The organism is Nonomuraea sp. NPDC049607, from assembly GCF_040675375.1.
In the GTDB taxonomy this organism is placed as follows: Bacteria; Actinomycetota; Actinomycetes; order Streptosporangiales; family Streptosporangiaceae; genus Nonomuraea.
The window spans coordinates 17,509-42,962 of the sequence record NZ_JBFAOV010000014.1 but is presented as its reverse complement, the minus strand read 5'-3'; the positions used below and the strand labels follow the sequence as shown (position 1 = coordinate 42,962).

Genomic DNA, 25,454 nt, shown 5'->3' with positions numbered 1-25,454 from the left:
CTTCCTTATCCGTGGTGTGGCGTCGTGACGCGCAAGAGATCCCGGCGGCCCGTCCCTTGTGACAGGAGCGCCCGTGTGACATAGACCACCGCCCGCCGATGTCACGCGGCGGCGGGGCCCGGGATCGTATGACCATGGCCCGGTCACCAGCGAACAGGCAGGAACCACCGATGAGCGGACGGACCGAACGACCGACGTCCCCGGCGGACGACGGTCGCCTGGACGCGGCCACCGAGGCGTTCGTCGCCCACCGCAACCTGCTCTTCACCCTCGTCTACGAGATCCTCGGCTCGGCCACCGACGCCGAGGACGTCCTGCAGGAGACGTGGCTGCTGTGGGCGGGCGTCGACCTCGGGACGGTCCTGGACCGGCGCGCGTACCTGATCAGGATCGCCACCAGGCAGGCGCTGAAGCGGCTGCGCACGCTGGGCCGGCGCAGAGAGTCCTACGTCGGGCCGTGGCTGCCCGAGCCGCTGCTGACCGCGCCCGACGTGGCCGACGACGTCGAACTGGCCGACAGCGTCTCGATGGCCATGCTGCTGGTGCTGGAGACGCTCGGGCCGACCGAGCGGGCGGTGTTCGTGCTGCGGGAGGTGTTCGTCCTGGACTACGACGAGATCGCCGGGGCGGTCGGCAAGAGCCCGGCCACCGTGCGCCAGATCGCCCACCGGGCGCGCGCGCACGTCGCCGCGCGCCGGCCGCGCGGCACCGCGTCCCCGGCAGAGACGCGGGCCGCGCTGGAGGCTTTCCAGCGGGCGGTCGAGACCGGCGAGTTGCAGGGCCTGCTCGACATCCTCGCGCCGGACGTCGTCGCCCTGAGCGACGGCGGCGGTGTCCGGCACGCCCTGCTGCGGCCGCTCGTGGGGGCCGGCAACGTCGCCCGCCTGCTGGCCGTCGGCTGGTGGAGGCGCGAGGGGGCGCGAGGGGGCAGGTCGGTGGAGATGGTGCAGATCAACGGCGGGCCGGGGCTGCTCGTCCGGATCGGCGGCGAGGTCGACGGAGTGGTGGCGGTGCGCATGGAGAACGGCTACGTGACCGGCGCCTACCACGTGCGCAATCCGGAGAAGCTCTCGCGGATCGGGCAGGAGACCGCCGTGAGCCGCTGACCGACGGGCGCTCCGACGTGCTCCGACGTGCTCCGAGGCGCTCCGAGGCGCTTCGAGGTCAGGAAGGGTCGGTCCGGTGGATCAGGCGCCTGCCCAGCCGTTGCGCGGGCATCTCCACCCATCGCCAGGTCAGCGCGCACAGGCCGAGCAGCGCCGCGCACACCGCGGCCAGGAGCGCCAGGCGCGCCGGCAGCGGCACGTCCGACGGCTCGGGCAGGAAGAACTCGACGCTCTCCAGCAGCAGCGGATGCAGCAGGTAGATCGAGTACGACACCAGGCCCAGCCAGGTGAGCCACGAGGGCATCGTCCGGTGGCGCAGGGCCGTCCCGGCGGCGAAGGTCAGCCAGGCCGCCACGATCGCCACCTGCACGCCGGGTTCGTCACGCGCCGGCCACAACCCCGCCAGCGGTATCAGCGCCACCCACACGAGGTGACCGCGACCGAGCTCCCCGGTCTCCACCCGGTGGAGCGCGGTGCCGGCGAACATGGTCGCCAGGATGAACAGTCCCTGCCACGGCCCGGGGTAGCTCTGGTTGACCGCCAGCAGCAGCAGGATGGTGCCCGCGACGGCCACGGCGCCCGCCTGCCGTACGCGCCTGCCGCCGCGCAGCATCGCGGCCAGCCCGGCGGCCACCACGGCGGTCACCACGACCACCACCGTGAGCATCCGGCTCGCGCCGCCGGCCGACAGGAGCGTCACCGGCAGCAGCCCCGCGCCGAGCACGGCGGCCGCCGCGAACGCCAGCGCGGTCGCGGTGCTGCGCCGGTGCACCCCGAGGGTGAACATCGCCGTCAGCAGCAGGTAGAAGGCCATCTCGTACGACAGCGTCCACAGCACGTTGGCCACGTTCGGCACGTACAGCAGGTTCTGGAGCATGCCGGCGTGACCCAGGGCCATGGCCGCCGGGCGGGTGTCCCACCAGATGTGCAGGCCGTCCCAGCCGAGCGCCGCCAGCAGCAGCATCCCGGCCACGCACACGGTGAACAGCGGCCACAGCCGGAAGAACCGCGAGATCCAGAAGGCCCGCACGCTGCCCAGGCGTTCCAGGGACGCGGGCACGATGTAGCCGCTGACCAGGAAGAACACCAGCACGCCGTACCAGCCGGGATCGAAGACGGCCTTGACCGACGTTCGCGCCTCCGGCCACAGCGGTTCGAGCGCGTGCTCGAAGACCACCACCATCGCGGCCAGTCCGCGTAACGCGTCCAGCCAGGCCAGCCGCCCGGCACGCGGCGAGACCGGCTCCACGACCGAGGGGGAAGCAGGAAGCATCCGGACATCGTAGTGAGAAATATCGTTTACAGCCTTCCAGGCTGCGGTTCCCGCGATACCGGCGGCCGTGTCCTAGGATCAGGCGCTGATGAACCACCTGCCCGCGCCTTGCGACGTCGGGCCTCGGCAACTACGTCGTCGCCGACCACGCGACGGACCGGCTCATCGGGACGTTGATGCTCGCCCGCCGCTCCCCCGAGGACGGAGGGGAACTGGAGCTGGGCCACGTCCTGCGGCGCGGCGCATGGGGAGCGGGTTCGCCTTCGAGGCCGCGACGGCCGTGCTGCGCGCCGCGGCCGGCGAACTCCCCGACCAGCCTGTCGTGCTCGTGACCCGGACCGCGAACGCCCGGTCCCTGCACCTCGCCGCTCTGTCCGCGTTCCGTGCCTGACCAGGTGTCACAAGCCCGACATGGACGCCGCCAGGTACTGCCCGAGCTGCGGGATGCGCGCGTCGGACAGGCGGCTGGACGGGCCGGAGATGCCGGCCGCGCCGATCAGGGAGCCGCGGATCCGCACCGGCACCGCGACGCACCTGACGCCGTCGAAGGTCTCGTCCCTGTCGACCGCGTAGCGGACCTCGCGCGACTCCTCCACCCGGCGCCGCAACTCGATGGGCCCCTTGGCGGCGTTCTCCGTGCCGCCCGCGTAGGACAAGCGGGCCAGGTGCGTGTCGAGGGCCTCGGGATCGAGGGCCGACAGGTAGGCCTTCCCCAGCGCCGAGCAGTGCATCGGCCGGATCGTCCCTAACTGCTCGGAGACGGCCACGACGTGCCGGGTGGGGAAGAACGCGAGGTAGACCATCGTGTCCTTGGCCGGCACCGCGAGGATCGTGGCGTCGCCGCACTCGTCGCGGATCGAGGCGAGGACGGGGTCGATGATCTGGCTCCAGTCGGTCTCCGGCGCCTGGATGAGGCCGTAGAACTTGGCCGGGACGATCGTGTAGCGCTTCGTCGCCTCGTTGCGGGCCACGTAGCCCGTGGCGACCAGCTCCGCGAGCAGCCGCAGGGCGGTGCTGCGGTTGACGTCCAGCTCGCGGGCGAGCTCGGCGGCGGTGAGCGGTTCGGTGGAGAGAAGCTCCAGCGCGCGCAGCGCGCGCTGGATGGGAGAGGCGGTGCGGCCGTCGGAGGGTTCGTTCGCACCGGGGCTCTGGTTCGTGGTCATGACAAGGATTGTCCGCCGTTCAGGCCGAAGAGGTGATCAACTGCTTCGCGGTTCGTCCTGAAGGACTTCTCGGCCTGGTCCTCCCAGCCGAAGACCTGCACGGTGAGGATGCCGTCGAACCCGACCGCCTCCAGTGCCGTGCGCACCTCGGCCCAGTCGATCTCGCCGCGGCCGAGGTCGAAGTGCTGGTGGATGCGGCACGAGACGCCGGGCGGGTTGACGATGGTGCGACCGGGCCGGAAGGTGTCGGCGACGTGGACGTGGTCGAACCAGCCGCGGGCGTACTCGACCTGCTCGGTGACGCCGCCCTGGAGGTGGTAGGCGTGGGGCACGCAGTGCAGGTAGCGCAGCCGCGGGCTGTCGATCTCCTTGATCAGGTCGACGGCCCCGGCGGTCGTCTCGATGAAGTCCCAGGGATGCGGCTCGACGACGAGCTCGACGTCCTCGCGTTCGAGCACGGGCAGGAGGTCGTCGATCGAGCGCAGGAACGCCTCCCGGCAGGCGTCTGGCTGGTCGGGGTGGCCGGACAGCTCGGTGTTGACGCGCCGGCAGCCGAGCTCCACGGCGGCGGCGATGCCGTCCCGCCACCACGCGACGGCCTGCTTGCGGACGTCCTCGTCGGGGCTGGACCACGCCTGGATCACGGCGACCGAGGCGATCTCGACGCCTGAGCCGTCCGCCGCGTCGCGGAAGCCGCGCAGCTCGGCCGGCGAGGCGTGCATGGGGCCGAACGCCGGGATGAAGTCGTCGCGGTTGCCCATCTCCAGGTAGCGGTAGCCGGCCTCGGCGGTGGCGCGGGCGGCGTGCTCGACCGGTTTCCCCTGGAGCATCGCCGGGTCCAGAGCGATCTTCATGCCACTTCATCCTTCCAAACGCTGTCAGGGACGATGACCGCCTTGCCGGGGACCCGCTGGGCGCGAAGCGCGTCGAGCGCGTCGTTCACCGCGGAGAGCCGCCAGCGGGCGGTCGGGGGAAGTCGGAGTTTCCCGTCGGCGGCCAGCGCGAGGATCGACTCCAGGTCCTCGCGACGGCCCGACCGGATGCCGCGGATGTCGGCCTCCTTGCGCGCGACGACCGCGAAGTCCACGTCCGGGACGCGAGCGTACCCGGCGAGCAGGTACGTGCCGTGCGGGTCGAGCGCGTCCAGGCCCGGCGCCAGGACGGCGGGCGCCCCCGTGCAGTCGATGACGACGTCGACGGGCGCGGCGGCCGCCTCGACCGAGGCGACGACGTCGTGCCCGACGGCCCGCAGCGCGCGGCGGCGTACCGGGTTGGGCTCGACCGCCTGGACGGGCACGCCGTGCACGCGCAGCAACTCGGCGCACAGGTGACCGATGGGCCCCGCCCCGAGGACGAGCACGCGGCGCGGACGGCGTTCCAGGGCGACCCGGACGCTGTTGGCGGCGGTCGCCCCGCCGTCGACCAGCGAGGCGGCGTCCTCCCACGACAGCGGCGGCGGCACCTCGACGAGCTGACCCGCCCGTACGCGCAGGTAGTCGGCGTAGCCGCCCCAGGCGCCGAGCACGCCGGTGATCGACACCAGCTCCGGGCACAGCCGCTCGTCGCCGGCCCGGCACGCCGCGCACGAGCCCTCGCCGGTGAACAGGGTGATGACGGCCCGGCGGCCCATCCACTGCCGCGCTCCGGCTCCGGCGTCCACGACGACCCCGGCCGGCTCGTGGCCGAGCACGAAGGGCGTCTCGGGCCGGTAGGAGTGCCCGGCCAGGACGTGCAGGTCGGTGCCGCAGATGCCGCAGGCGTGCACACGCAGGACGACGTGGTCGTCGGCCTCGGGCACCGGACGCGGCACGCGGGTGACGTCGAGCCGTTCGCTCGGGATCGAGGGGGCCACGGCGGCCTGCATGGTGTCCGTGGCTGACGTTGCTCCCACTGGTCGCCTTCTTCCGGGGGGCAGGTTCGGTGTGCACACAGCATCCACAAGTGTTGCGGCAGATGCAACCCCCTAACGCTGCACGCAACACATGACTTGCCGGGAAAGGGTGGAAATTTCACAGGAAACACCCCGATCAAAGGGGTTGACATGCCCTGATTGTCCGCCATAGCGTCGGGCACCACTAACGTCCCTTGGTGCAACACAGTTCGTCTGACGCAACACCTCGCTACTGATCACAGCGAGAGGTCGAGCCCCCCACGGCCGCCCGCAAGTGCTCTTCGTCGCCGACCTTGTGGATGAGACTTCAGGACGCGAGGAGTCACCGCCATCGAAATCCCTCCGACATCCCCCTTTTGCGGAGGCTTCATGGCTCATTTCAAGGAGGACAGGATGCTCCGACACCATCGCTCCGCACGAGCTCTGACCGCTGTCGCCACCGCCGCCGCCATCGGCGCCACAGGTTGCGCGGGCTCCTCGATCACCACGAAGCCGGCCGCCGCGCCGACCGACGTGGGCACGTCGTGCGCCAAGTACGGCACCGTCAAGCTGACCGTCGGCATGTCCGAGGCGGGCGAGGCCATCGCCAACGGATTCAAGGAGCAGGTGAAGTCCTTCCAGGCGGCCAACAAGAACGTCACCGTCGACCTGCAGATCAAGGACTGGGCCTCCTCGGCCAGCACCATCAAGCTGGTGATGTCCGGCAACAACCCGCCCGACGTCATGCAGGGCAACTCCGGCTGGGCCATCAACGGCGCCCTGTGGAAGGCGGGCCTGCTGCTGAACCTGGACCCGTACGCCAAGGCGTTCGGGTGGACCGAGAAGTTCCCCGAGTCCGCGCTGACGGTCAACCGGTTCACCGCCGACGGCAAGGCGCTGGGCGAGGGCAACCTGGTCGCCGTGCCGCCGGCCATCCAGTACGTCGGCGTGTTCTACAACAAGGCCGTCCTGAGCAAGCTGGGCATCGGCCCCGCCACCCTCGACGACAAGGCGGCCTTCGTCCAGGCGCTGGACAAGGCCAAGGCGGCCGGTGTCACCCCCGTCATGCTCGGCGACTCGGAGAAGTGGCCGGCGCTGCACAACCTGTCGCTGTTCAACGGCTGGTACGTGGCCCCGGACACGATCAACAACTGGGTCTACAACAAGCCCGGCAGCACCTATGACGACGACGGCCACCTGAAGGGCTCGACCGACTTCCGCTCCTGGATGGAGAAGGGCTACTTCAACTCCGACGCGCTGGCGACCAGCTTCACCGACGCCACCAACCGCTTCGGCAAGGGACAGTCCGCCTTCTTCGTCACCGGCTCCTGGGCCCTCGGCGACGTCGGCAAGGCCCTGGGCGACGACGCCGGCTTCATGCTCTTCCCCGCCGGCGACAGCGGCAAGCACGCGGCCGTCGGCGGCTACAGCCTCCCCTTCAGCATCTCCGCCAAGACCAAGTACCCCGACTGCGCGGCGGCGTTCATCGACTACGTGACCGCCGGCGACGAGGCCGTCGCGGCGCAGATCGCGGCCGGCCGCCCCTCCGCGACCAAGGCGGGCGTCAACGCCAAGATCGACGACCCGCTGCTCAAGCAGATGGTCACCGCCTACGAGCGGCTGTCGTCGGAGAACGGCCTGTTCACGTGGGAGGACTGGCCCACGCCGACGATGCTGACGTTCCAGGGCGCCGAGGCGCAGCGGCTGCTGTCCGGCGAGGTCACGCCCAAGCAGTTCAACGAGTCGGTCCAGAAGAACTGGGCCGACTACATGAAGACCCGTTCCTGATCCGCGGGGCGGCGCACGAGGCGCCTGCCCCGACCCCCGTGCGAGAAAGGCCATTCGTGGACAAGGTAGTCATCACCGTAACCGTCGACTGTTCCATGTCGTATCCCGGCTTCAAGGGCATGCCGCGGATCGACGACGTGCCCGCCGTCGCCGCCGAGTACGTACGGGCGATCGACTCCGGCGCGTCGCTCGTCCACCACCACGGCGTGCACTACCTGGAGGACTCGATCCAGGAGGACGGCCGCCAGCTCTCCCGCACCGACTTCGACGGCTGGGCCGACCTCACCGACCGCATCCGCGCCGAGCGCGACTCGATCATCCAGTTCGGCATCGCCAGCGCCCGGCTGGAGGAGAAGGTCGCGCTGATGAAGCTGCGCCCGGACATGATGTCCTACGCCTTCAACGTGCACGACGAGTACTTCCGGCCCGACCCCGCCTACCCGGCCAACGAGCAGTACGCCATCCACACCCGCCCCGAGCTGGAGGCCTTCTGCAAGGCGGCCAAGGAGCACGGCGTCAAGCCCGAGGTCGAGTCCTTCTACACCGGCGCGTTCTGGAACCTGGAGTTCATCCGCGACCAGGGCCTGCTCGACGACCCGGTCTGGACGACCCTGTTCCTGGGCTGGCCCGGCGGCGCGTGGACGCCTCCCACCGAGGACTCCCTGCTGTACCTGGTCAGGCACCTGCCGCCCCGGGTCAACTGGAACGTCAGCGTGATGAACCCGAAGATGCAGTGGCGCCTGCTGGCCATGGCCATGAGCCTGGGCGGTCACGTGCGGGTCGGCTGGGAGGACAACCCGTACCTGCCGGACGGGTCGCCGTCGCGCTCCAACGCCGAGCTCGTGGACGAGATCGTCAAGATCGCGCACCTCATGGGCCGCGAGGTGGCGAGCCCCGAGGAGGCCCGCGAGATCATCGGCCTGCCCGCCGCGCCTGGCGGGGCCCGGCCGGAGGCCGCGACCGCCGGCCAGAGCGCCTAGGAATCCGTCAGGACACGCCGGCGGGTGCGGTGCGGGGGACCGCACCGCACCGGTCGCGCCACGTAGGGAAGTTGATCGCACCATGGCCGTCACGGTCACCACAGACGCCGGCCCGGCGACGCCGGCCGGCAGGCGCCCCCGCCGGGGAGTCCGGCGGGGCGAGGTCCGCGGGATGCCGTACCTGCTCATCCTGCCCGGATTCATCTTCTACGCGCTGTTCGTCCTCGTCCCCATCGCCGACACGGTCCGCCTGTCGTTCCTCGAATGGGACGGGCTCTCCCCGCAGACGTGGGTCGGGCTCGACAACTACCTCCAGGTGCTGACCGATCCGAACACCTGGACCTCGTTGCGGGTCTCGCTCGTCTTCGTCGTCTTCGGCTGCGTGCTGCCGGTGACGCTCGCCCTGCTGCTCGTGGGCATCATCGCGCGGACCAGGATCCGCGGGCTGAGCTTCTTCCGGTTCGTGTTCTTCCTGCCGTACACGATCGCCCTGGCGGTCGTCGCGATCGCCTGGCGCTGGCTCTACTCGCTGGACGGCTCGCTCAACGCGATCATCGAGGCCGTCCTCGGCCCCGACCTGGTGCGGCCGTTCCTCGGCGACGCCGGTCTGGCGCTGCCCGCCCTGGGCGTCGTGGCGCTGTGGGCGACGTTCGGCTTCGTCGTGGTCATGCTGCTGTCCGGCACCCAGCACATCCCCAAGGAGCTGTACGAGGCCGCGCGCATCGACGGCGCCGGACCGGTGCGCGAGTTCTTCACCGTGACCCTGCCGGGCATCCGCCACGAGCTGCGCGTGTCGCTGGTGATGACCCTCACCTTGTCCCTGCGCATCTTCGACCTGCCCCTGATGGCGACGCAGGGCGGCCCCGGCTACGCCACCACCACGCCGTCGCTGATGATGTACCGCGACGTCTTCGTCAACGGGCAGATCGGGCCGGGAGCGGCCATCGCCGTGCTCCTCACCCTGGTCATCTTCATCGGCGTCGGCCTGGTCAACCGGCTCGTCAGATCGGAATAACACGATGATCTCACGCCGCAGCAACACCATGTCGTACGTGGTCCTGCTCCTGTTCGCGGCCTTCGCGATCTATCCCTTCATCTCCACGACGCTCGTCGCCTTCAACCCGCCGGACGCGTCCGTGAGCGGGCTGGCCTGGCCGAGCCAGTGGTCGCTGGACAGCTTCGTCAGCGCCTGGGAGAACCCGGACGCGGGCATCGGACGCTCGCTGCTCAACAGCGTCCTGCTGTCCGGGGTGGTGGTGAGCGTGTCGGTCTTCTTCTCGATCCTGACCGGCTACGCGTTCGGGACGATGCGGTTCCGCGGCTCGTCGCTGCTGTTCCCGCTGTTCGTCCTCGGGCTGATCGTGCCGTACGAGGCGACCGTCATCCCGCTCTACTACCAGTTCCGGGCCTTCGACCTCATCGACACCTACTGGTCGATGATGCTGCCGTGCATCGGCGGCTCGATGGCCTTCGGCACGTACTGGATGACGTCGTTCTTCAAGTCCTTCCCCCGCGAGCTGCTGGAGGCGGCGCGGACGGACGGGTCGAACCGGTGGCAGACGCTGTGGCGGGTGGTCGTGCCCACGGCCAGTTCGCCGATCTTCGCCCTGGCCACCATCCTGTTCATCTGGACCTGGAACAACCTGCTGCTCGCGGTCGTGATGATCTCTCAGCCGGAGCTGCGGATGGTGCCCGCCGCGCTCAACTTCTTCGTCGGGCTGCAGTACGGCAGCAACTACCAGATCACCTGCGCGGCCGCGATCATGGTCGCGCTGCCGGTGATGATCGTCTATTACCTCCTCCAGCGCCGGTACGGCGCCGACGTGCTCGCCGGTTCGCTCAAGGGCTGAGGCCCGGCGCCCACCAACCATCCATTCGTCACATCCTGTACAGGAGAATCACATGTCAGTGTCGAAGCCGGGGATCGGCATCGCGGGTCTCGGGCTGATCTCGAAGACGCACGCGGCGGCCTACAAGCGCATGTCCGACGTGGTCGACCTCGTGGCCGGCTGCGACGTCGACCCCGAGGCGGCGGCGGCCTTCACCGGCGAGTTCGGCGCCCAGACCCATGCGAACCTCCAGGACCTGATCGACGACCCGCGGGTCGACGTGGTGGACCTGATCCTGCCGCACCACCTGCACTACGACGCCGCGATGGCGGTGCTGGACGCCGGCAAGCACCTGATCCTGGAGAAGCCGGTCGCGCCGACGTACGAGCAGTCGGTGGCCATCCAGCGCCGGGCGGCCGAGGCCGGCGTGCACTTCATGGTCGCCGAGAACAGCCGCTACATCGCCGCCTACCAGGCCGTGCACCGGCTGGTGCGCGAGGGCGCCATCGGCGAGGTCATCCACGCCAGGACGTACCTGCGCTCCAACGAGAAGGCCCACCTGTCGATGCCGGGCTACTGGCGGACCCAGTACAAGCTCGGCGGCGGCCTGGTCATGGACACCGGCGCCCACTCCTTCTACCTGCTCAAGTGGCTGCTCGGCGAGTTCGAGGAGCTGACCGGCGTCTCCAGGAAGGTGTTCCCGCTCGACAACGAGATCGAGGACACCGCCGAGGTGTACGGCCGCATGCGCAGCGGCGCCCACTTCTCCTGCGGCTTCACCTCCGTGTCGGAGGTCCCCCACAGCGAGCGCCTTGAGCTGTACGGCACCGAGGGCGGCATCCTGGTGGACCAGATGTCCGACCCGGTGGTCAAGATCTTCCGCGGCCAGCACGACTACCGCGGCGAGGCCGTCGCCGACGTCCCCTTCGGCCCCGACGCCTGGCATCCCGGGGGCTGGCACTACGAGTCCGTGATCACCGAGGTCACCGACTACGTGCGCTCCCTGGTGGAGGGACGCCCTCCGCTGATCGACTCCGGCGACACCGTGTACGCCATGCGCGTCGTCGAGGCCGCCTACGAATCCATCCAGTCCGGGAAGACCGTCACCGTCCCGGCCGGCGCGCAGCTCTGATCCACCCCGACACCGGAAGCTGGACTTCTCCATGAGACTCATGCGGATCGGCGCCGCGGGCGCCGAACGTCCGATCGTCGCGATCGACGACGAGACCTACGTCGACGTCTCCGACGTGGTCACCGACTTCGACGGCTCCTTCTTCGCCGGCGGCCTGGACGCGCTGGCCGCGACCGTCGCCGACCGGGTGGCCGCGGGCGCGGTCGCCCGCTTCGCCGGTGAGCGTGTCGGCGCGCCGATCGCCCGTCCCCACCAGATCCTGTGCGTCGGCCTCAACTACGCCGACCACGCCGCCGAGTCGGGCGCGGAACCGCCGGCCGAGCCGATCATCTTCACCAAGGCGCCGAACACGCTGGTCGGCCCCGACGACGACGTGCACATCCCGCGCGGGTCCTCGGCCACCGACTGGGAGGTGGAGCTCGGCGTCGTGATCGGCGCCCGGGCCCACCACCTGCAGAGCGACGACGAGGCGCGCGCCGCGATCGCGGGGTACGTGCTCGTCAACGACGTCAGCGAGCGCGACTTCCAGCTGCGCCACGGCGGCCAGTGGCTCAAGGGCAAGTCGGCCCCGACGTTCAACCCGTGCGGGCCCTGGCTGGTCACCCCGGACGAGCTGGGTGAGGTGAACGGCCTGGGCATGTGGCTCGACGTCAACGGGCAGCGCCGCCAGACCGGCTCGACCGCCGACATGCTGTTCGACCCGGTCTTCGTCGTCCGCTACCTGAGCCGGTTCATGGCACTCGAACCCGGCGACCTGATCAACACCGGCACGCCCGCGGGCGTCGGCATGGGCTTCGACCCGCCGGTCTACCTGCGGCCGGGCGACCGGATGGAGCTCGGCATCGACGGCCTGGGCCGCCAGACCCAGTCCGTCGTCGCCGCCCCCTGACCGGAGGGCCACAGACGGCCGCCCGAGCCCCGGGCGCTCGCGCCCGGGCGGCGGCCCGCTACCTGAGCAGCACCGGGAGCCGGCGCGGCCGGTAGGCCAGGTCTTCCTCCCTCCAGGGCAGGCTGCCCAGTTCCTCGGCCGGCCGCAGGTCCGGCAGACATCGGCACGATGTCGCCGCTGGGCAGGACCACCGTCCCGACCGGGTCGGACGCCAGGCGGCGGGCCAGGTCGGGAGAAGGGGTGCCGTGCGGGCCCGGGGAGAAGTCCTTCCACATGACGTCGTCGCTCATGAGCCTCCTGCCGTGGCGGGTCGGGCGAGCCGCGTCGCCGGTCTCGCCCGATCACCCTGTCCGCCGCGTTTCCGCGGGGTCAAGAGGCCGGCCGATCTAGGAACGCCAGTCCGGCAGCCGGTCGGACTCGCAACCGGCGTCCTCGATCGCCGCCACGATGAAGCTCTCCTCGACCGGCCCCTCGGTGAGCACGCTCACCCGGCCGGACTCCAGGCTCACGTCCACGCCCACCACCCCCGGGATCAGGGCCAGCTCCCGCTTCACCGCCTCCACGCACTTGACGCAGCTTCCGCTGTTCAGGTCGGGGATGCCGTACGTGACGAGACTGTGGACAAGCGTGATCATAAGGTCCTCCGAAGTGCGGTACAGGGGTTGGGTATGGGGTCTGTTTCACCACGCCGTACCCTTTTCTGAGCTTGCCGTACGGCGGGCCACGACGACAGCGGATACGGCTTCCGCTTCCCGCCATGGCGGAAAGCGGACAGGAGAGGGATGTGAGCGAGGAGGCCACCGCCAGGCGGGTGTACACACGCATGCGCCGGCACCGGGAGTCGTTCGGCGAAGCCGCCACCGGGCTGGGGCTGCGCGGAACCGAGCTCCAGCGCGCACGGGAGCGGCTGACCAGGCTGGGCCTGCTCAACCCCGGCGCCGAGATCGCCGTCGACGCGATGGCCGCGCTCAGCCGCATGCTGGTGGGCGGCGAGGAGCTGCTCGGGATGCTCGCCGAGCAGCGGGCGGCGTCCAAGGAGCTCACCGAGCACTACCTGCGGCTGGACGGCGACCCCCAGGACGCCCATGTCGAGTTCTTCCCCCGGTCGCAGGTGGAGCTCCTGCGCGAGAGGCTGCGGGCGGCGACGGCGCGGGCGCGCGAGGAGATCATGGGCATGCACATGCCGCACGCCTGGGAGCCGGACCGGCTGAGGGCCTCCCGCGCCGAGGACGTGGGCGCGGTGGCGCGCGGGGTGCGGGTGCGCATCATGCACGCCCAGAGCCAGCTGGCCCAGCCGGCGCTGCGCGACCACGTCCAGGGCATGCTGGAGGGCGGCGTCGAGGTGCGTACCATGCCGTTCGTCCCGGTACGGCTGATCATGCTGGACCGGGAGCTGGCCGTGGTCGAGGCGACGCCCGGCGACCTCATGGCGGGCGCGATGATCATCGAGGGCCGCGGACTGGTCGCCTCCTACGCCGCGCTGTTCGACTACTGCTGGATGACGGCCTCCGAACCGGGCGAGGTGCCCAGGGCGGCCGACGGCGAGGACCTGGGCGAGCAGCAGCGCGCCGTTCTGCGCCTGCTGGCCACGGGCGCCAAGGACGACGCCATCGCCCGCGCCCTGGGCGTCTCGAACCGTACGGTGACCAGGGTCGTGGGGGAACTGACCGCCCAGCTCGGCGCCGACAGCCGCTTCCAGGCGGGCGTCCGCGCCGCCAAGCTCGGCTGGATCTGAGCCCGGCCCCCTCACCACGACGGGGCCGGCACCTCGGTGACATTGGTGCTGAATGATCACGCTGATCACACTGATCACTTGACACCCAGCGGGCGGCGGCACGCCTTGTATGCTGCCGCTGTTCCTGGTTTTGTGGCGCCGAGCCGCTGAGGCCGTGCGACACCGTTCTCCTGGCGGGGCGCACCTGCGCCGCCTGCGTGTACACCCGATTCACGGATGGCATGGAGCAGGTGGGATGACGACGGTTGGGGAACCGGATCAGGTGGTGCCCGACGAGGCGCGGCCGTGGCCGCGCGGCGCGGCGCGGCACTACCGGCGTGACCCGCTGGGGTTCGTGGAACAGGCGGCTCGCGCGCGCGGACCGGTGTTCCGCCTGCCCGACGACGGGTCGCTGTGCGTGGCCGACCCCGTGGAGGCCCTGCGGATCCTGCACGACGAGGCGGGCGACTACGACGAGGTGTCCGGGTTCTTCCATGTCGGCGGCGGGCTGCTGGGGCCGCGGGCGACGCAGGCGGCGATCGGCCGGGCGGCCCGTACGACGTTGCGCGCCCATGTGGCCGCCCATCGCGAGCGGCTGCCCGCCGTCGTGGCGGAGCTGGGCGAGGTCAGCCAGTGGCCCTCGGCCGGACGGGACGCCGTGCACCGGTTCCTGGCCGGCGCCCTGCTGCGGCCGGACAGCCCGCCCGCCCTGCGGGAGCTGATGGCGCACGTCGTGCGGCGCGAGGTGCTGATCCGCCCCAGCGGCCGGCTGGCGCGGGTGTCGCGGCGCGCCCTGTGGGCCCGCGTGGTGCGGACGATCGCCGCCGAGGTCCGCCACCGGCGACCCCGATCACGACCCGGGACCCTCTTGGACGCCACCCCACCCGACCCCGCCCTCCCGGACGCCTCCCCGCCCGGCCCCGGCGACCTGCTGGACGCCGTCATCGGCGCCACCCCGCCCGAGACGCCCGCCGAGCACGTCGCACAGGTGTACCTGCTGCTGTTCCGCACCTCGATCGCGCCGGTGGGCCACGTGGTGGCCTGGGCGCTGCTGTCGGCGGCGGCCGACGACGTCGACCTGGCCGCCGTGCCCGCCGGGTCGGCCGTACGCGAGTCGCTGCGGCTCTGGCCGGTGGCCTGGCTGCTCGGCCGCCCGGTACGCCGGGCCCACCAGGTCGGCGGCGTGCCGCTGGAGCCGGGCGAGAGCGTGTCCGTCTGCCCCTACCTGCTGCACCGCGACGAACGGCACTGGCCCCAGGCCGCCGCGTTCCGGCCGGAGCGCTGGGACGGCTCCGAGCCGCGCGGCCCCTACCTGCCCTTCGGCGGCGGCCCGTTCACCTGCGCCGGGGCGGCCGTCGCCCAGACGCTGGCCACCGACCTGCTCGCCGCCCTCACCGACGGCGCCCGCCTGGAGGTGCGCGCCGGCCCCGGGCGTCCCCACGTCGAGGGCATCATCACGCCCCCGCCCTTCCTGGTGCGCCGCACGGCACGCCGGACCTGACCACCACCGGTTCATCGGTTCGTCGGTTCGTCGAGGAGGGAGGTGATTCACCATGAGGAAGCTGCTGCGCCGCGTCACCGGCCGCCGGGTCAACCGGCAGGCCTGGTTCGTCTGGTAACCCCGCTCGACCGGCCGCGCCGGGCCCCGGGCCCGGCGCGGTCCCAGGAGGCATCGCATGTCGCACGTCCAGGAGACGCTGGCCGCCTACGAAGGCGTCGCCGCCCGCTACGACGAGCTGAACGCGCAGACGGACACCGCGGCCCTGGTGGGCCGGTTCGCCGAGGCGGCGCAGCGGCACGGGAGCCGGGGGAAGCGGCTGCTGGACGCCGGTTGCGGCACGGGCGGCAGCAGCGCGGCCTTCAAGGCGCTGGGCTACGAGGTGACCGGCTACGACCTGTCGCCCGCGATGGTGGCGGCCGCGCGGCGGCGGACGTCCGCCGAAGGCATCCCGTTCCTGGTGGGCTCACTTCTGCGGCCCCCGTCCGGGCTGGCCGGTTTCGACGTGGTCGCCTGCGTGGACGTGCCGCTGACGTACCTGACGACGGCCGACGAGCTGCGCCAGGCGCTGTCGGCCGCGCGCGCCCAGCTCGCCGCCGGCGGGGTGCTGCTCTTCGACCTGAACACCATCGGTTACTACCGGCGGACGTTCGGCGTCCCGGTCGTCGCCGACCGCGGTGACCGGTACGTGGCCTGGTTCGCCCACTCGCCGCGGATCGAGGCGGACGAGGTGGTGATCACGCAGTTCGACCTGTTCGAGCGCGCGGGCGCCGGCTGGGAGCGGCTGTCGATGCGGCACGTGCAGCGCCATCACTCCGACCGTACGGTGCGCCTGGTCGCCGAGCAGGCCGGGCTGCGCGTGGTGGCCGCTCACGGGCTGGTGGGGACGTCGGTGCACGATGTGGCCGACGAGGACGCCCACGACCGCATCCTGTACGTCACTCGTGCGCCCTGATGTTCGCTATATTCAGAATATGGTGAATCTACCGTCCGTCCTGTCCCTCCACGGTTGCGACCTGCGTTACGCCGACAGCGGTGGCGACGGCGTGCCGGTGGTGTTCTCGCACGGCGCGGGGGCCGACCACGTGATGTTCGACGCCCAGTCCCGGTACCTGCGGGCGCGCGGGTACCGCGTCGTCACCTGGGACCTGCGCGGCCACGGCCTCTCGCGCCCGTCCGGCGTCCGCTTCACCGCCGAGCGCGCGATCGCCGACCTGTGCGCGCTGATCGAGCACCTGGCGCTGGAGCGGCCGGTGCTCGTGGGCCAGTCCCTCGGCGGCAACCTCGGCCAGGCCGTCGTCCGGCGGCATCCCGGCCTGGCCCGCGCACTGGTCGTCATCGGCGCCACGCCGAACACGGCGCCGCTGTCCTGGCGGGACCGCCTGCTGCTGCGGGCGGCCGCGCCGATGCTGCGGACGATCCCGGCCAGAAGGCTTCCGCGCCTGATGTCTGACGCCTCCGCGACCACCCAGGCCGCCAGGGACGACGCCCGGCGGGCCTTCGGCCAGATGCCGAAGAAGGAGTTCGTGCAGGTGTGGCGGGCGACCGTCGGGTTCCTCTCCCCCGACCCCGGCTACCGCACGCCGGTCCCCCTGCTCCTGATCCGCGGCGAGCGGGACACCACCGGCAACATCGCCTCGGCCATGCCCGGCTGGGCCCGGCTCGAAGGCGTCGATGAGATCGTCGTCCCCGGCGCGGGCCACATCGCCAACCAGGACGCCCCGCAGGCGGTCAGCGAGGCGATCGACACGTTCCTGCGGACGATCCCGGCGCCGAGGCAGGCACGGCGATGAGCGAGCGGCACGCGTTCGTCACCTCCGTGGGTGACCTGCTGGCCTCCTGGAACCTCCCGCACGCGACCGGGCGCACCTACGGGCTGCTGCTCCTCACCGAGGAGCCGATCTCGCTCGACACCATCGCCGCCGAGCTCGAACTGAGCAAGGGCGCGGTGAGCACCGCGGTACGGCAGCTCGATTCATGGGGACTGGCCAGGGTGATCCCGCAGCCCGGCAGCCGGCGGCTGCTGGTCGAGGCCACCGGGGGGATCGAGTCGCTGCTGGAGGCGAGCCAGGCGCGGGCCAGAACCCTGATCGCCGCCCTGCGCGAGGGCGAGACCCTGGTGAACCCCGGCCCGGCGCAGGAGCGGCTCCAGGAGGTGATCGGGTTGTTCGCCGGCTATGTCGACGTCGGAGGCCGGATGCTGGCCGGCTACCGGGAGCGACGCCCCGGAACCGACGCGGCGGGGTAGCGTCTGACCCACGAAGTCGATCAAGGGGGCCCAGTGGCGGAACGGTCGGACATGTCCAGGAACGCGCGGGCCGGCAGGTACGGCGACGTCGCGACCGCGCTGGCGCTGCACAGCGACAGGCGGCTCGGCCAGGCGCTGGAGCAGGCCCGGGTGCTGGGCTCCGGCATCGGCGGCACCTCGGCGCTGCTGGACGTCGACGGCGTGCCGGTCTTCGCCAAGCGCATCCCGCTGACCGATCTGGAACGCGGCCCGGCCAACGTGCTGTCCACCGCGAACCTGTTCGAGCTGCCGCCGTTCTGCCAGTACGGGATCGCCGCCATCGGCGCCCCCGGCTTCGGCGCGTGGCGCGAGCTCGCGGCCGCCGTCATGACGACCAACTGGGTGCTGGCCGGGCACAGCCCGGCCTTCCCGCTGCTCTACCACTGGCGGGTGCTGCCGGGCGCGCCACCGCCCGCCGACGAGCACGCCGACGTCGAGGCGGCCATGGAGTACTGGGAGGGCTCCCCGGCGGTGGGCGAGCGGCTGCGCGCCCTGGCCCGCGCCTCGGCCTCCGTCGTGCTGTTCCAGGAGTACATCCCGCACGACCTCGACCACTGGCTGGCCGCCCAGGTCGCCGCCGGTCAGGACGCCGCGACGACGGCGGCCGTCCTGCTCGAATCGCGCCTGCTCCCCGCCGTGGCCTTCATGAACAGCCGCCACCTGACGCACTTCGACGGGCACTTCGGCAACATGCTCACCGACGGCGAACGCCTGTACATCGCCGACCTCGGGCTGGCGACCTCCTCCCGGTTCGACCTGTCCGGGCCGGAGATCGAGTTCCTGGAGCACAACCGGACCCACGACACCGCGTACGCGATGGCACGGCTGGTCAACTGGCTCGTCACCGACATCTGCGGGGTGAAGGTGCCGCCGGACGGCGTGCCGGAGGAGCGCAACGCGTACATCCGCGCGTGCGCGGAGGGCGCCGCCCCCACCGGTGCGCCGCCGGCGGTGGCCACGATGATCCGCCGGTACGCCCCCGTGGCGACGGCCATGAACGACTTCCACTGGGACTTCTACGGCACCAGCCGGACGACGGCGTACCCGGGCGAGAAGATCGAACGCGCCCTGAAGGCGATGCCCTGACCCCGGCGCGCCGGGCTGGGCCAGGGTCCCTGGTGACGACCCGGCCGCCGGTGCCATACCGTCACATCATGGACGAGCACCGCCAGAGCATCCCCGACGTTCTCCGGCCCGTCAGGGACGCCGCCGCGGCCCTGGGAGCGGACTTCCCCGACCTGGGCGCCGCGCTGCGCGCGTTGCGGCAGGTCGAGGTGGAGGTGGAGCTGGCGACCGATCTGCTGATGCGGCAGTCCAACGCGCAGGCGAACCAGGACGCGAGGCCACTGGGCGACCCGGCCTCCTGACCGCCACGGCGAAGTCGAGGTTCGTGCCCCCGGTACCCCGGGGACGCATGTCCACCGGCAGGCGATCGCGCGCCTCCCGGCCCGTGCGGTCCGGCCGGCATGTGACGCAGCTACCACTTTCCCGTGAGGAAAACAGATGGTACTTTCCTTACAGGAAAGCAGTAATCGACCTCCGGGAAGACCCCATGAACCAGCACGACGCCCAGTTCTCACTCGACGACATCCACCGCCTCCAGGACAGGACCCGGAAGCAGATCGTCCAGCAGAGCTTCGCGCCTCCGCGCGTGGCCGTCTCCGCGCTCGGCCTCTTCGGCACCCTGGCGGCCATCGATCTCCCCAGTCCCTGGCACTTCGTCGTCGCGGCGCTCGGGATGCTCGTGTACGTGGGCGTGGGCATCGTCTACGAGCACCGGGCCTCGGTCCGCCGGAAGGCCACCAGCATGGAGGTCCTGTTCCACGGCGGGCTGCTGGCCTACGTCATGGTGGCCTTCACCATCGGCCGGATCGTCGCGTTCGCACTGTTCGACCTGCCGTCTCACGGGCTGCTGTCACAGTCCGTCGTGGGCGCGGTCGTGGCGGCCGTGGCGTACGTCGCGGCCACGCCCGTGAACCGCTCCGTCCTGACGTCGATCGTCCGGCGGAGCGGCGGGGCCGCCTGATGGATCCGCTCTTCGACGAGTTCCTGCACGTCCCGGCGCGGCTGTCGGTCGTGGCGCTGCTGGCTCCGGCCGAATGGGTGGACTTCGGCTTTCTCAGGGACTCGGTCGGCACCAGCGACTCGGCGCTGTCCAAGCAGGTCTCGGCGCTGGCCGCCGCCGGGTACGTCACCGTCCGCAAGGACCAGGACAAGCGGGCGCGGCGGACGTACGTGCAGCTCACCCCGCAGGGACGGCTGGCTTTCCAGCGGCACGCGGCGGCCCTGGAGCGGATCGTCGCCCTCGCCCGCGAGTCCGCCGACCGTCCCGCCGCCGGCTGACCACGCGTCCGCCGCCGGCGGGTCAGTGCGTGAGCACGTCCGGGTATCCGAACGTCGTGACCAGGGCGGGATCGTGGAACTTGATCACGTGGGAGACGCCGGTGGCGATGGAGGCCAGCACCACGACGCCGTCGGCCCGCAGCGCGCCGTCCGCGTCCCGGTGGTAGACGACGGCGGAGGGCTGGCCGTTGGCGGTGGTCGCGATCATCCGCCAGTCGCCCGGCGAGCCCAGCACGTACGCGTCGAGCAGGTGGAGGCACCTCCTCCGGCCCGACCGCCAGTCGCGGAACGGCGTCGCCTCCAGCGTGGCGTCCGCGCGCAGCACCTGTTCCAGCAGGCCGACGTCGGAGCGTTCGAAGGCCGCGATGTAGCCGTCGAGCAGCGCGCGGGCCCGCCGGTCGGTCGGTTCGAGCAGTTCCGCGGGCTCGGGTTCCAGCTCGTCGAGCCGGGCGCGGGCACGCTGGAGACCACTCTTGACCGCCGCGATGGTGGTGTCGAGGATCTCCGCGGTCTCGGCCGCCGAGAACGCCAGCACCTCGCGCAGGATGAGGATCGCGCGCTGGCGGGCGGGCAGGTGCTGGAGGCTGGCGATGAGCGCCAACCGCAGCGACTCGCGTTCGACCGCCACCGCGGCCGGATCGTCGGCGGGCGGGGCGATCCAGGCGTCAGGCAGCGGTTCCAGCCACGAGACCTCGCCCGGCGCGACGGGGCTCGGCGGGCGGTCGGCTCCGTCGTACGGACCCGTCAGACCTGAGGGCAGCACCCTGATCGGGCGCGACTTCAACGCCGTCAGGCAGACGTTGGTGGCGATCGTGTACAGCCACGACCGGATCGACGCCCGGCCCTCGAACCCGGAGTAGGACCGCCACGCCCGCAGGTACGTCTCCTGCACCAGGTCCTCGGCGTCGTGCGCCGAGCCGGCCATGCGGTAGCAGTGTGCCAGCAGCTCCCGGCGGAACCCCTCGGTCTCGGCGGTGAACCGGTCCTGATCCGGCGCGGCCCGCGGATGCGCCGTCACGCCGCGAGCCTACGGGTGTCATGGCCCACGTTCCAGGGGCGGCGCGGGCCCGCTCCCATGATCACACCTCGTCCAGTCGCAGGATCATGCCGGCTCAGGGCAGCAGGGCCAGCTTGCCGACGGTGGCCCTGGCCTCCAGTTCCGTGAGCGCCTTCGGGCCGTCGGCCAGCTCGTACGCGGTGGGCAGGCCGGGGACGAGCACGCCGGCCGCGATCAGCGCGGACAGCTCCCCCATGATCTCGCCGAAGATCTGCGGTGCCGCCTGGATCAGCACCCCGACATTGAGGCCGATGACGTGGACCTGGTGCCTGTACACCAGGTCCCAGTTCGTGATCGGAGCCTCGCCGCCCGCGACGCCGTAGACGACGACCCGGCCGGTGACCCGCTTGGCCGCGGCCAGGCCGTCCTCGAAGGCGGCGCCGCCGGCCGACTCCAGCACGAGGTCGGCACCGGAACCACCGGTCAGCCGCAGCACCTCGGCGGCGAGGTTCCCGCCGCGGGAGTCCAGGACGTGGTCGGCTCCCAGTGCCAGCACCGTCTCGTGCTTGCCCGGCGATGCGGTGGCGATGACCGTCGCGCCGTAGTGCTTGGCCATCCTCACCGCGGCCTGGCCGGTCGCACCCGCCGCGGCCTGGATCAGCACGACGTGCCCGGCGGCTACGCCACCCAGAGGCCTGAGCGCGGCCAGCGCGGTGGGCCAGTTCACGACCAGCCCCAGCGCCTGCCGCTCCGTCCAGCCCGAAGGCACCGGCACCGCGGCAGCGGCAGGCAGCACCATGTACTCGGCGAAAGCGCCGTCCCCGATGCCGGCGACCCGGTCCCCCGGCCGGAGGTCGGTCACCCCCTCGCCCACCGCGACGACCTCACCGGCGGCCTCGAAACCCGCCAGGTACGGCGGTCGGGGGCCGCCCGCGAACGTGCCGTGCGCCTTGGAGACGTCGGCGAAGTTGACCCCGGCGGCGGCGACACGGACCAGGACCTCGCCCTGGCCGGGGCTCGGCACCGGCGCGTCGGTGATCAGGCGCATGTCCTGCGGTCCGTTGAGTGAGGTCTGCTGCAGCGCGCGCATGGTCGCGGGGATGCTCATTGGCGATCGGCTCTTCTTCGTCGGCGTACATGAGAGACCGGCCCGGCGTGCGGGCCGATCTCTCATGTAGACCCCGGCCACCGCGCAAAGGAATCGGGCCGCTCCCGAACGGCCGTTGTTCAGACGCGGTCGAAGGTCTGGACGGTGAGCAGGCAGGCGAACGCCGCGAGCGCGAGCCCGGTCCGGACCAGGTGCAGGTTCTGCCATCGACCACGGATCTCCTGCCAGTCGGCGGGCAGGAGGTCGGGAGCCCAGGCGTCCGCCATCCGGTTGAGGGGCCCCAGGCCCGCCAGCGTGAGGACGACGGTGAGGATCACCAGGATCAGGGCGGTCACGACGATCAGAGCCGAGGTCGCCCGCGAGGCCGGCGTGGCGCTCCAGACGCTGTACCCGTCCTCCCCCGGCGGCAAACCCGCCCTGGCCAAGCTCGTCTACGACATCACGCTGGCCGGCGACGCCCGGCCCGTGCCGCGGAGCGACCGCCCCGAGGTCCAGTCGATCCTCGACGAGCCCGACCCCGCCCGCAAGCTGGCCCGGTACGCCGCCATGGCCACCGCGATCCTCCGGCGCGTCCAGCCCGTGCACCGCGTCCTGCGCGCGGCCGCCGCTGCCTCTCCGACCGACGCGGGGCTCCAGGAGGTTCTGGCCGACATCGAACGTGAAAGGCTGAAGGGCAGCCAGGGGCCGGCCCACCACCCGCACGCGCTCGGGGCCCTGCGTCCGGACCTCACTCCGGCCAGAGCGGCCGACCAGATCTACGTCCTCACCTCGACGACGATCACAGCCACACGATGAAGCCGCCCTCCTCGCACAGAGGGGGCGGCTTTCTGCTTGGTCTACAGGTCCTTGCACCACATCCACTTGCCTTCGATGTAGCACTTGTACCAGCCGTCGTTCGCAGGATTCCACGCGTAGGCGGGAGTGCTCGTCATGCTGATCGTGAACACGGTGGAGACGGACAGCAGGACCAGGGCCATCGCCCGGCGCATACCCCGGGCCGCGAAGAGGTTTCTCATGCCGCTGATGAAACAGGCCACCACTTGGGCTGCTCTTAACACCCACTCGCGCCCGACTTGGCGACCGCCGGCGAGCTCGAAATGAGCATCGTGGATGGATGCGTCGCCGAAGCATGCCCTTACCGTTGAGAGGTGCAGAAGGCGCTCACGTATCTGGATCAGACATTCATCAACTTCCGTGAGTTCCCCTTCGGTGATCACGCATATCGCTGGGTCGACATCAAGCGCTTCGGCGTGTCTCACCCGGACGTCGGCGACGCCTGCCTACTGACCGAGCTGATTGGCCACGAGCAGTTCCGGGACGACTACGCCGGAGGGGGAGTCGAGGTCGACGGGCTTCGCCACGGCCCCTACTGGCTGCGGAACGTGACCCCGACCGCATACGGGCACGTGGACGAGATGACCGCGAGCGCCCTTCTGCGCGACTGGGCGGCACAGTTCGGCCCTCTTCCTGCGGCTCTGTCCGCCCAGCTGGACCACGACGTTCATCCGCTGATCACAGGAGCCACCGACAGATACCGGCTCGCAGACCTCGGCCACGGGGCCTTTCACGACTGGGGCCGGGTTCACAGCGACTTTCACGAGCTCGTCCTCGTCGACCGCCCCGCCAAGGTCCTGTCGCTCCTGGTCGCCGCTGACGACTGAGCGCTCGACGACGGTGCGTCGCGTACGTGGGGCTCAACCTCGCCGGCCCTCGGGCTGAGTCGCGGTGGCCCGGCATGATGCGATGAACAGGATGCCCGCGGCGGCCGCGGCGGTGAGCAGGCCGGACGCCGTCGAGACGACGGGGTCGTCGTAGTCGGGGACGTAGGCGGCGGTGACATTGACCATCGCGTGCGCCAGGATCGCCGCCGACAGACCTCCGGAGGCGTTGCGCAGGCCGAGGATGACCACGCGGCCCGCGACCGTACCAAGGAACCAGCCTCCGATCCAAGCCGCACCATGACCGGCCTGCACAAGCGGGATCACATGCCACGCACCGCAGAAGAGCCCGAGGAGCAGCCCGGCTCCGGCCGTGCCGAACCGGCGTTGCAGCGGGTCGGAGGCGTAACCGGTCCAGCCCAGCTCCTCGCACGCGGCCGCCGCCAGCGCCGCGGCGAGCAGCAGCGGCAAGGCCGCCGGCGACGTAGGAAGGGTCGAGCCCGCTTGGCCGCCGAGCCACCCGAAGATCCACGAGAGGGCGCCGATCGCGGCCGGCAGCAATGCCGCGGCGGCATACCAGCGGGTTCGTCCCGCGGGCCGGTCGACGACGCGGGCCAGCAGCGCCGTGACGGCGCCCCGGCCGCCGTCACGGCGGGCCAGGATCGCGGCGGCCAGCACCGGCAGCACGAACATGGTCGCGCTCGCGGGCAGGTCGAGGGCTCCGATGCGGACGGCGGGCGACACCGCCCCCAGGACGTAGAACGGCACCGACAACACGGTGACGAGGACGAAGAACCGCACCGGGTGTCCGGTCCGGTCGCGCGGTGGACTGCTGGTCGCCGACATTCTCATGGATTCACCATCACAAGTTGAGACACGATATCCCAAGTACCATAGACTACGATGGTGACACGAGAGACCCCGGAGAGCGGCCTGGCGCGACGCCGCAAGCGACTGTCCGACGAAGAGACCGCACGGCGGATGCTCGACGCCGCGACCGCCACGGTCGAAGAGGCCGGGCTGACGGTGAGCCTGGAGCACATCAGCTTCGAAGAGATCATCCGGGACGCCGGCGTCGCCCGCAGCGCCGTCTACCGCCGCTGGCCGTACAAAGATCTGTTCTTCAGCGATCTGCTGCGCGAGCTGGCCAAAGGCGCCAGCCCGGCCATCACCGAGGCCAACCCCGGCGCGTCGCAGGCGGCGGCCCGCACCGTGCTCGCCCATCTCGGCTGGGCCCGCACGCCGGGTCTGCGCCGCGCGCTGGCCGCGGAGGTGCTGCGGGAGGGCGCGCTCGGCGAGTTCGGGATCTTCCACCGGTCATCGGCCTGGCGTACCTATCTCGCGTTGCAGGCCACCTTCCGCAGCCTGCCGGACGGTGACCTGCGCGCCGAGGTCCAGCAGGCTCTCACCGAGTCGGAACGCTCGATGGTCGCAGGCGTGGCGACCGCCTACTCCTGGGGGGCGAGACTGATCGGCCTGCGTCCGTGCGCCGGCGTCACGTTCGAGACGGTGGCCCGCCTGGCCGTCGCCACATTGCGCGGGCTGATCCTGATGGCCCCCGGCAATCCGGAGATCGTCACCCGGCGGTTCCAGGCCAATCCGTTCGGGGCGCCCGAGCCCGCCGAATGGTCGGAGCCCGCGCTGGCGATCACGTCCGTGGTGCTCGGCCTGCTGGAAGCCGACCCCGAGGTGGAATGGACCGACGAACATGAGCGCTCGGTCGCGGCCGCTCTGCGAAACGGGCGGTGGGCGGCGAGCTGACAGCCGCCGCGCGGGGGCCCGGCCGGGACAGGCGTGTGATCAGAGGTCGTCGCCGGTC

The 25,454-nt window shown here is 71.4% G+C and carries 30 protein-coding genes; 20 read left to right on the top strand and 10 right to left on the bottom strand.

Annotated elements, in window-relative coordinates:
* The first annotated feature begins 170 nt into the window (after positions 1 to 170).
* Positions 171 to 1,106, top strand: a complete 936-nt coding sequence (locus AB0J97_RS26400; protein ID WP_364092846.1) for an RNA polymerase sigma-70 factor — start codon at positions 171 to 173, stop codon at positions 1,104 to 1,106.
* Positions 1,107 to 1,164: 58 nt separating this feature from the next.
* Here AB0J97_RS26400 and AB0J97_RS26395 read toward each other — a convergent pair whose 3' ends face one another.
* Complete coding sequence (locus AB0J97_RS26395) at positions 1,165 to 2,379, bottom strand: acyltransferase (protein ID WP_364092844.1); 1,215 nt, start codon at positions 2,377 to 2,379, stop codon at positions 1,165 to 1,167.
* A gap of 244 nt (positions 2,380 to 2,623) precedes the next feature.
* On the opposite strand from AB0J97_RS26395, the gene AB0J97_RS26390 reads away from it, so the two are divergent.
* On the top strand, positions 2,624 to 2,770 hold the full coding sequence (locus tag AB0J97_RS26390; RefSeq protein ID WP_364092842.1) for a hypothetical protein: 147 nt from the start codon (positions 2,624 to 2,626) through the stop codon (positions 2,768 to 2,770).
* A 7-nt stretch (positions 2,771 to 2,777) separates the two neighbouring features.
* On the opposite strand, the gene AB0J97_RS26385 is transcribed toward AB0J97_RS26390, so the two are convergent.
* The 3 genes from AB0J97_RS26385 to AB0J97_RS26375 are packed head-to-tail and all read right to left on the bottom strand — an operon-like array spanning position 2,778 to position 5,433.
* Positions 2,778 to 3,542, bottom strand: a complete 765-nt coding sequence (locus tag AB0J97_RS26385; protein WP_357709122.1) for an IclR family transcriptional regulator — start codon at positions 3,540 to 3,542, stop codon at positions 2,778 to 2,780.
* Positions 3,539 to 4,396 carry a sugar phosphate isomerase/epimerase gene (locus AB0J97_RS26380; protein ID WP_364092840.1) on the bottom strand — a complete coding sequence of 286 codons (858 nt, stop codon included), beginning with the start codon at positions 4,394 to 4,396 and terminating at the stop codon, positions 3,539 to 3,541. The genes AB0J97_RS26385 and AB0J97_RS26380 overlap by 4 nt, the downstream gene beginning before the upstream one ends.
* The gene (locus AB0J97_RS26375) at positions 4,393 to 5,433 is read right to left on the bottom strand and encodes an alcohol dehydrogenase catalytic domain-containing protein (protein WP_364092838.1); all 1,041 of its coding nucleotides are present in this window, start codon (positions 5,431 to 5,433) and stop codon (positions 4,393 to 4,395) included. The genes AB0J97_RS26380 and AB0J97_RS26375 overlap by 4 nt, the downstream gene beginning before the upstream one ends.
* 393 nt (positions 5,434 to 5,826) lie before the next feature.
* Here AB0J97_RS26375 and AB0J97_RS26370 point away from each other — a divergent pair, with 393 nt between their 5' ends.
* The 6 genes from AB0J97_RS26370 (at position 5,827) to AB0J97_RS26345 (ending at position 12,030) form a co-directional block, all read left to right on the top strand.
* Positions 5,827 to 7,200 (top strand): extracellular solute-binding protein, encoded by a 1,374-nt coding sequence (locus AB0J97_RS26370; RefSeq protein ID WP_364092836.1) that lies wholly within the window; start codon positions 5,827 to 5,829, stop codon positions 7,198 to 7,200.
* Between the two features lie 56 nt (positions 7,201 to 7,256).
* Positions 7,257 to 8,180 carry a 3-keto-5-aminohexanoate cleavage protein gene (locus AB0J97_RS26365; protein WP_364092834.1) on the top strand — a complete coding sequence of 308 codons (924 nt, stop codon included), beginning with the start codon at positions 7,257 to 7,259 and terminating at the stop codon, positions 8,178 to 8,180.
* A 172-nt stretch (positions 8,181 to 8,352) separates the two neighbouring features.
* Positions 8,353 to 9,195, top strand: coding sequence for a sugar ABC transporter permease (locus tag AB0J97_RS26360; RefSeq protein ID WP_364092832.1), 843 nt, complete (start codon positions 8,353 to 8,355; stop codon positions 9,193 to 9,195).
* 4 nt (positions 9,196 to 9,199) lie between these two features.
* The gene (locus tag AB0J97_RS26355) at positions 9,200 to 10,030 is read left to right on the top strand and encodes a carbohydrate ABC transporter permease (protein WP_357709104.1); all 831 of its coding nucleotides are present in this window, start codon (positions 9,200 to 9,202) and stop codon (positions 10,028 to 10,030) included.
* Between the two features lie 52 nt (positions 10,031 to 10,082).
* A complete protein-coding gene (locus AB0J97_RS26350) occupies positions 10,083 to 11,141 on the top strand; it encodes a Gfo/Idh/MocA family oxidoreductase (protein ID WP_364092830.1) in 1,059 nt (352 codons plus the stop codon).
* A gap of 31 nt (positions 11,142 to 11,172) precedes the next feature.
* Positions 11,173 to 12,030: a fumarylacetoacetate hydrolase family protein gene (locus AB0J97_RS26345; protein ID WP_364092828.1), complete on the top strand. Its 858-nt coding sequence runs from the start codon at positions 11,173 to 11,175 to the stop codon at positions 12,028 to 12,030.
* Positions 12,031 to 12,416: 386 nt separating this feature from the next.
* Here AB0J97_RS26345 and AB0J97_RS26340 read toward each other — a convergent pair whose 3' ends face one another.
* Positions 12,417 to 12,665: a heavy metal-associated domain-containing protein gene (locus AB0J97_RS26340; protein ID WP_357709091.1), complete on the bottom strand. Its 249-nt coding sequence runs from the start codon at positions 12,663 to 12,665 to the stop codon at positions 12,417 to 12,419.
* A gap of 149 nt (positions 12,666 to 12,814) precedes the next feature.
* On the opposite strand from AB0J97_RS26340, the gene AB0J97_RS26335 reads away from it, so the two are divergent.
* From AB0J97_RS26335 to AB0J97_RS26295, 9 genes are all read left to right on the top strand, one after another.
* The gene (locus AB0J97_RS26335) at positions 12,815 to 13,765 is read left to right on the top strand and encodes a LuxR C-terminal-related transcriptional regulator (protein WP_364092826.1); all 951 of its coding nucleotides are present in this window, start codon (positions 12,815 to 12,817) and stop codon (positions 13,763 to 13,765) included.
* Between the two features lie 235 nt (positions 13,766 to 14,000).
* Positions 14,001 to 15,245 (top strand): cytochrome P450, encoded by a 1,245-nt coding sequence (locus AB0J97_RS26330; RefSeq protein ID WP_364092824.1) that lies wholly within the window; start codon positions 14,001 to 14,003, stop codon positions 15,243 to 15,245.
* Between the two features lie 175 nt (positions 15,246 to 15,420).
* The gene (locus AB0J97_RS26325) at positions 15,421 to 16,197 is read left to right on the top strand and encodes a class I SAM-dependent methyltransferase (protein WP_364092822.1); all 777 of its coding nucleotides are present in this window, start codon (positions 15,421 to 15,423) and stop codon (positions 16,195 to 16,197) included.
* Positions 16,198 to 16,216: 19 nt separating this feature from the next.
* Complete coding sequence (locus AB0J97_RS26320; protein ID WP_364092820.1) at positions 16,217 to 17,035, top strand: alpha/beta hydrolase; 819 nt, start codon at positions 16,217 to 16,219, stop codon at positions 17,033 to 17,035.
* Complete coding sequence (locus tag AB0J97_RS26315) at positions 17,032 to 17,490, top strand: HTH domain-containing protein (protein ID WP_364092818.1); 459 nt, start codon at positions 17,032 to 17,034, stop codon at positions 17,488 to 17,490. The genes AB0J97_RS26320 and AB0J97_RS26315 overlap by 4 nt, the downstream gene beginning before the upstream one ends.
* Positions 17,491 to 17,523: 33 nt before the next feature.
* Positions 17,524 to 18,615 carry a serine/threonine protein phosphatase gene (locus AB0J97_RS26310; RefSeq protein ID WP_364092816.1) on the top strand — a complete coding sequence of 364 codons (1,092 nt, stop codon included), beginning with the start codon at positions 17,524 to 17,526 and terminating at the stop codon, positions 18,613 to 18,615.
* A gap of 68 nt (positions 18,616 to 18,683) precedes the next feature.
* Entirely contained in the window at positions 18,684 to 18,896 is a 213-nt protein-coding gene (locus tag AB0J97_RS26305; RefSeq protein ID WP_357709071.1) for a hypothetical protein, read from the top strand.
* A gap of 185 nt (positions 18,897 to 19,081) precedes the next feature.
* Complete coding sequence (locus AB0J97_RS26300; protein WP_364092814.1) at positions 19,082 to 19,555, top strand: hypothetical protein; 474 nt, start codon at positions 19,082 to 19,084, stop codon at positions 19,553 to 19,555.
* Positions 19,555 to 19,872, top strand: a complete 318-nt coding sequence (locus AB0J97_RS26295; protein ID WP_364092812.1) for a transcriptional regulator — start codon at positions 19,555 to 19,557, stop codon at positions 19,870 to 19,872. The genes AB0J97_RS26300 and AB0J97_RS26295 overlap by 1 nt, the downstream gene beginning before the upstream one ends.
* 22 nt (positions 19,873 to 19,894) lie before the next feature.
* Here AB0J97_RS26295 and AB0J97_RS26290 read toward each other — a convergent pair whose 3' ends face one another.
* From AB0J97_RS26290 to AB0J97_RS26280, 3 genes are all read right to left on the bottom strand, one after another.
* On the bottom strand, positions 19,895 to 20,890 hold the full coding sequence (locus AB0J97_RS26290) for a sigma-70 family RNA polymerase sigma factor (RefSeq protein WP_364092810.1): 996 nt from the start codon (positions 20,888 to 20,890) through the stop codon (positions 19,895 to 19,897).
* A 94-nt stretch (positions 20,891 to 20,984) separates the two neighbouring features.
* A complete protein-coding gene (locus tag AB0J97_RS26285; RefSeq protein ID WP_364092808.1) occupies positions 20,985 to 21,977 on the bottom strand; it encodes an NADPH:quinone oxidoreductase family protein in 993 nt (330 codons plus the stop codon).
* 119 nt (positions 21,978 to 22,096) lie between these two features.
* Positions 22,097 to 22,312, bottom strand: coding sequence for a DUF1772 domain-containing protein (locus tag AB0J97_RS26280; protein WP_364092806.1), 216 nt, complete (start codon positions 22,310 to 22,312; stop codon positions 22,097 to 22,099).
* On the opposite strand from AB0J97_RS26280, the gene AB0J97_RS26275 reads away from it, so the two are divergent.
* Positions 22,284 to 22,772: a hypothetical protein gene (locus AB0J97_RS26275; protein WP_364092804.1), complete on the top strand. Its 489-nt coding sequence runs from the start codon at positions 22,284 to 22,286 to the stop codon at positions 22,770 to 22,772. The two genes, AB0J97_RS26280 and AB0J97_RS26275, sit on opposite strands and share 29 nt — an antisense overlap.
* Before the next feature lie 41 nt (positions 22,773 to 22,813).
* Here AB0J97_RS26275 and AB0J97_RS26270 read toward each other — a convergent pair whose 3' ends face one another.
* Positions 22,814 to 22,993 (bottom strand): hypothetical protein, encoded by a 180-nt coding sequence (locus AB0J97_RS26270; RefSeq protein WP_357709051.1) that lies wholly within the window; start codon positions 22,991 to 22,993, stop codon positions 22,814 to 22,816.
* A gap of 132 nt (positions 22,994 to 23,125) precedes the next feature.
* On the opposite strand from AB0J97_RS26270, the gene AB0J97_RS26265 reads away from it, so the two are divergent.
* Positions 23,126 to 23,638 (top strand): hypothetical protein, encoded by a 513-nt coding sequence (locus AB0J97_RS26265; protein WP_364092802.1) that lies wholly within the window; start codon positions 23,126 to 23,128, stop codon positions 23,636 to 23,638.
* A 33-nt stretch (positions 23,639 to 23,671) separates the two neighbouring features.
* Here the strand turns inward: AB0J97_RS26265 and AB0J97_RS26260 are convergent, their stop codons facing one another.
* Positions 23,672 to 24,487: a CPBP family intramembrane glutamic endopeptidase gene (locus tag AB0J97_RS26260; protein WP_364092800.1), complete on the bottom strand. Its 816-nt coding sequence runs from the start codon at positions 24,485 to 24,487 to the stop codon at positions 23,672 to 23,674.
* 51 nt (positions 24,488 to 24,538) lie between these two features.
* Between AB0J97_RS26260 and AB0J97_RS26255 the strand changes: the two genes are divergently transcribed.
* Entirely contained in the window at positions 24,539 to 25,396 is an 858-nt protein-coding gene (locus AB0J97_RS26255) for a TetR/AcrR family transcriptional regulator (protein WP_364092798.1), read from the top strand.
* Positions 25,397 to 25,454: the final 58 nt, after the last annotated feature.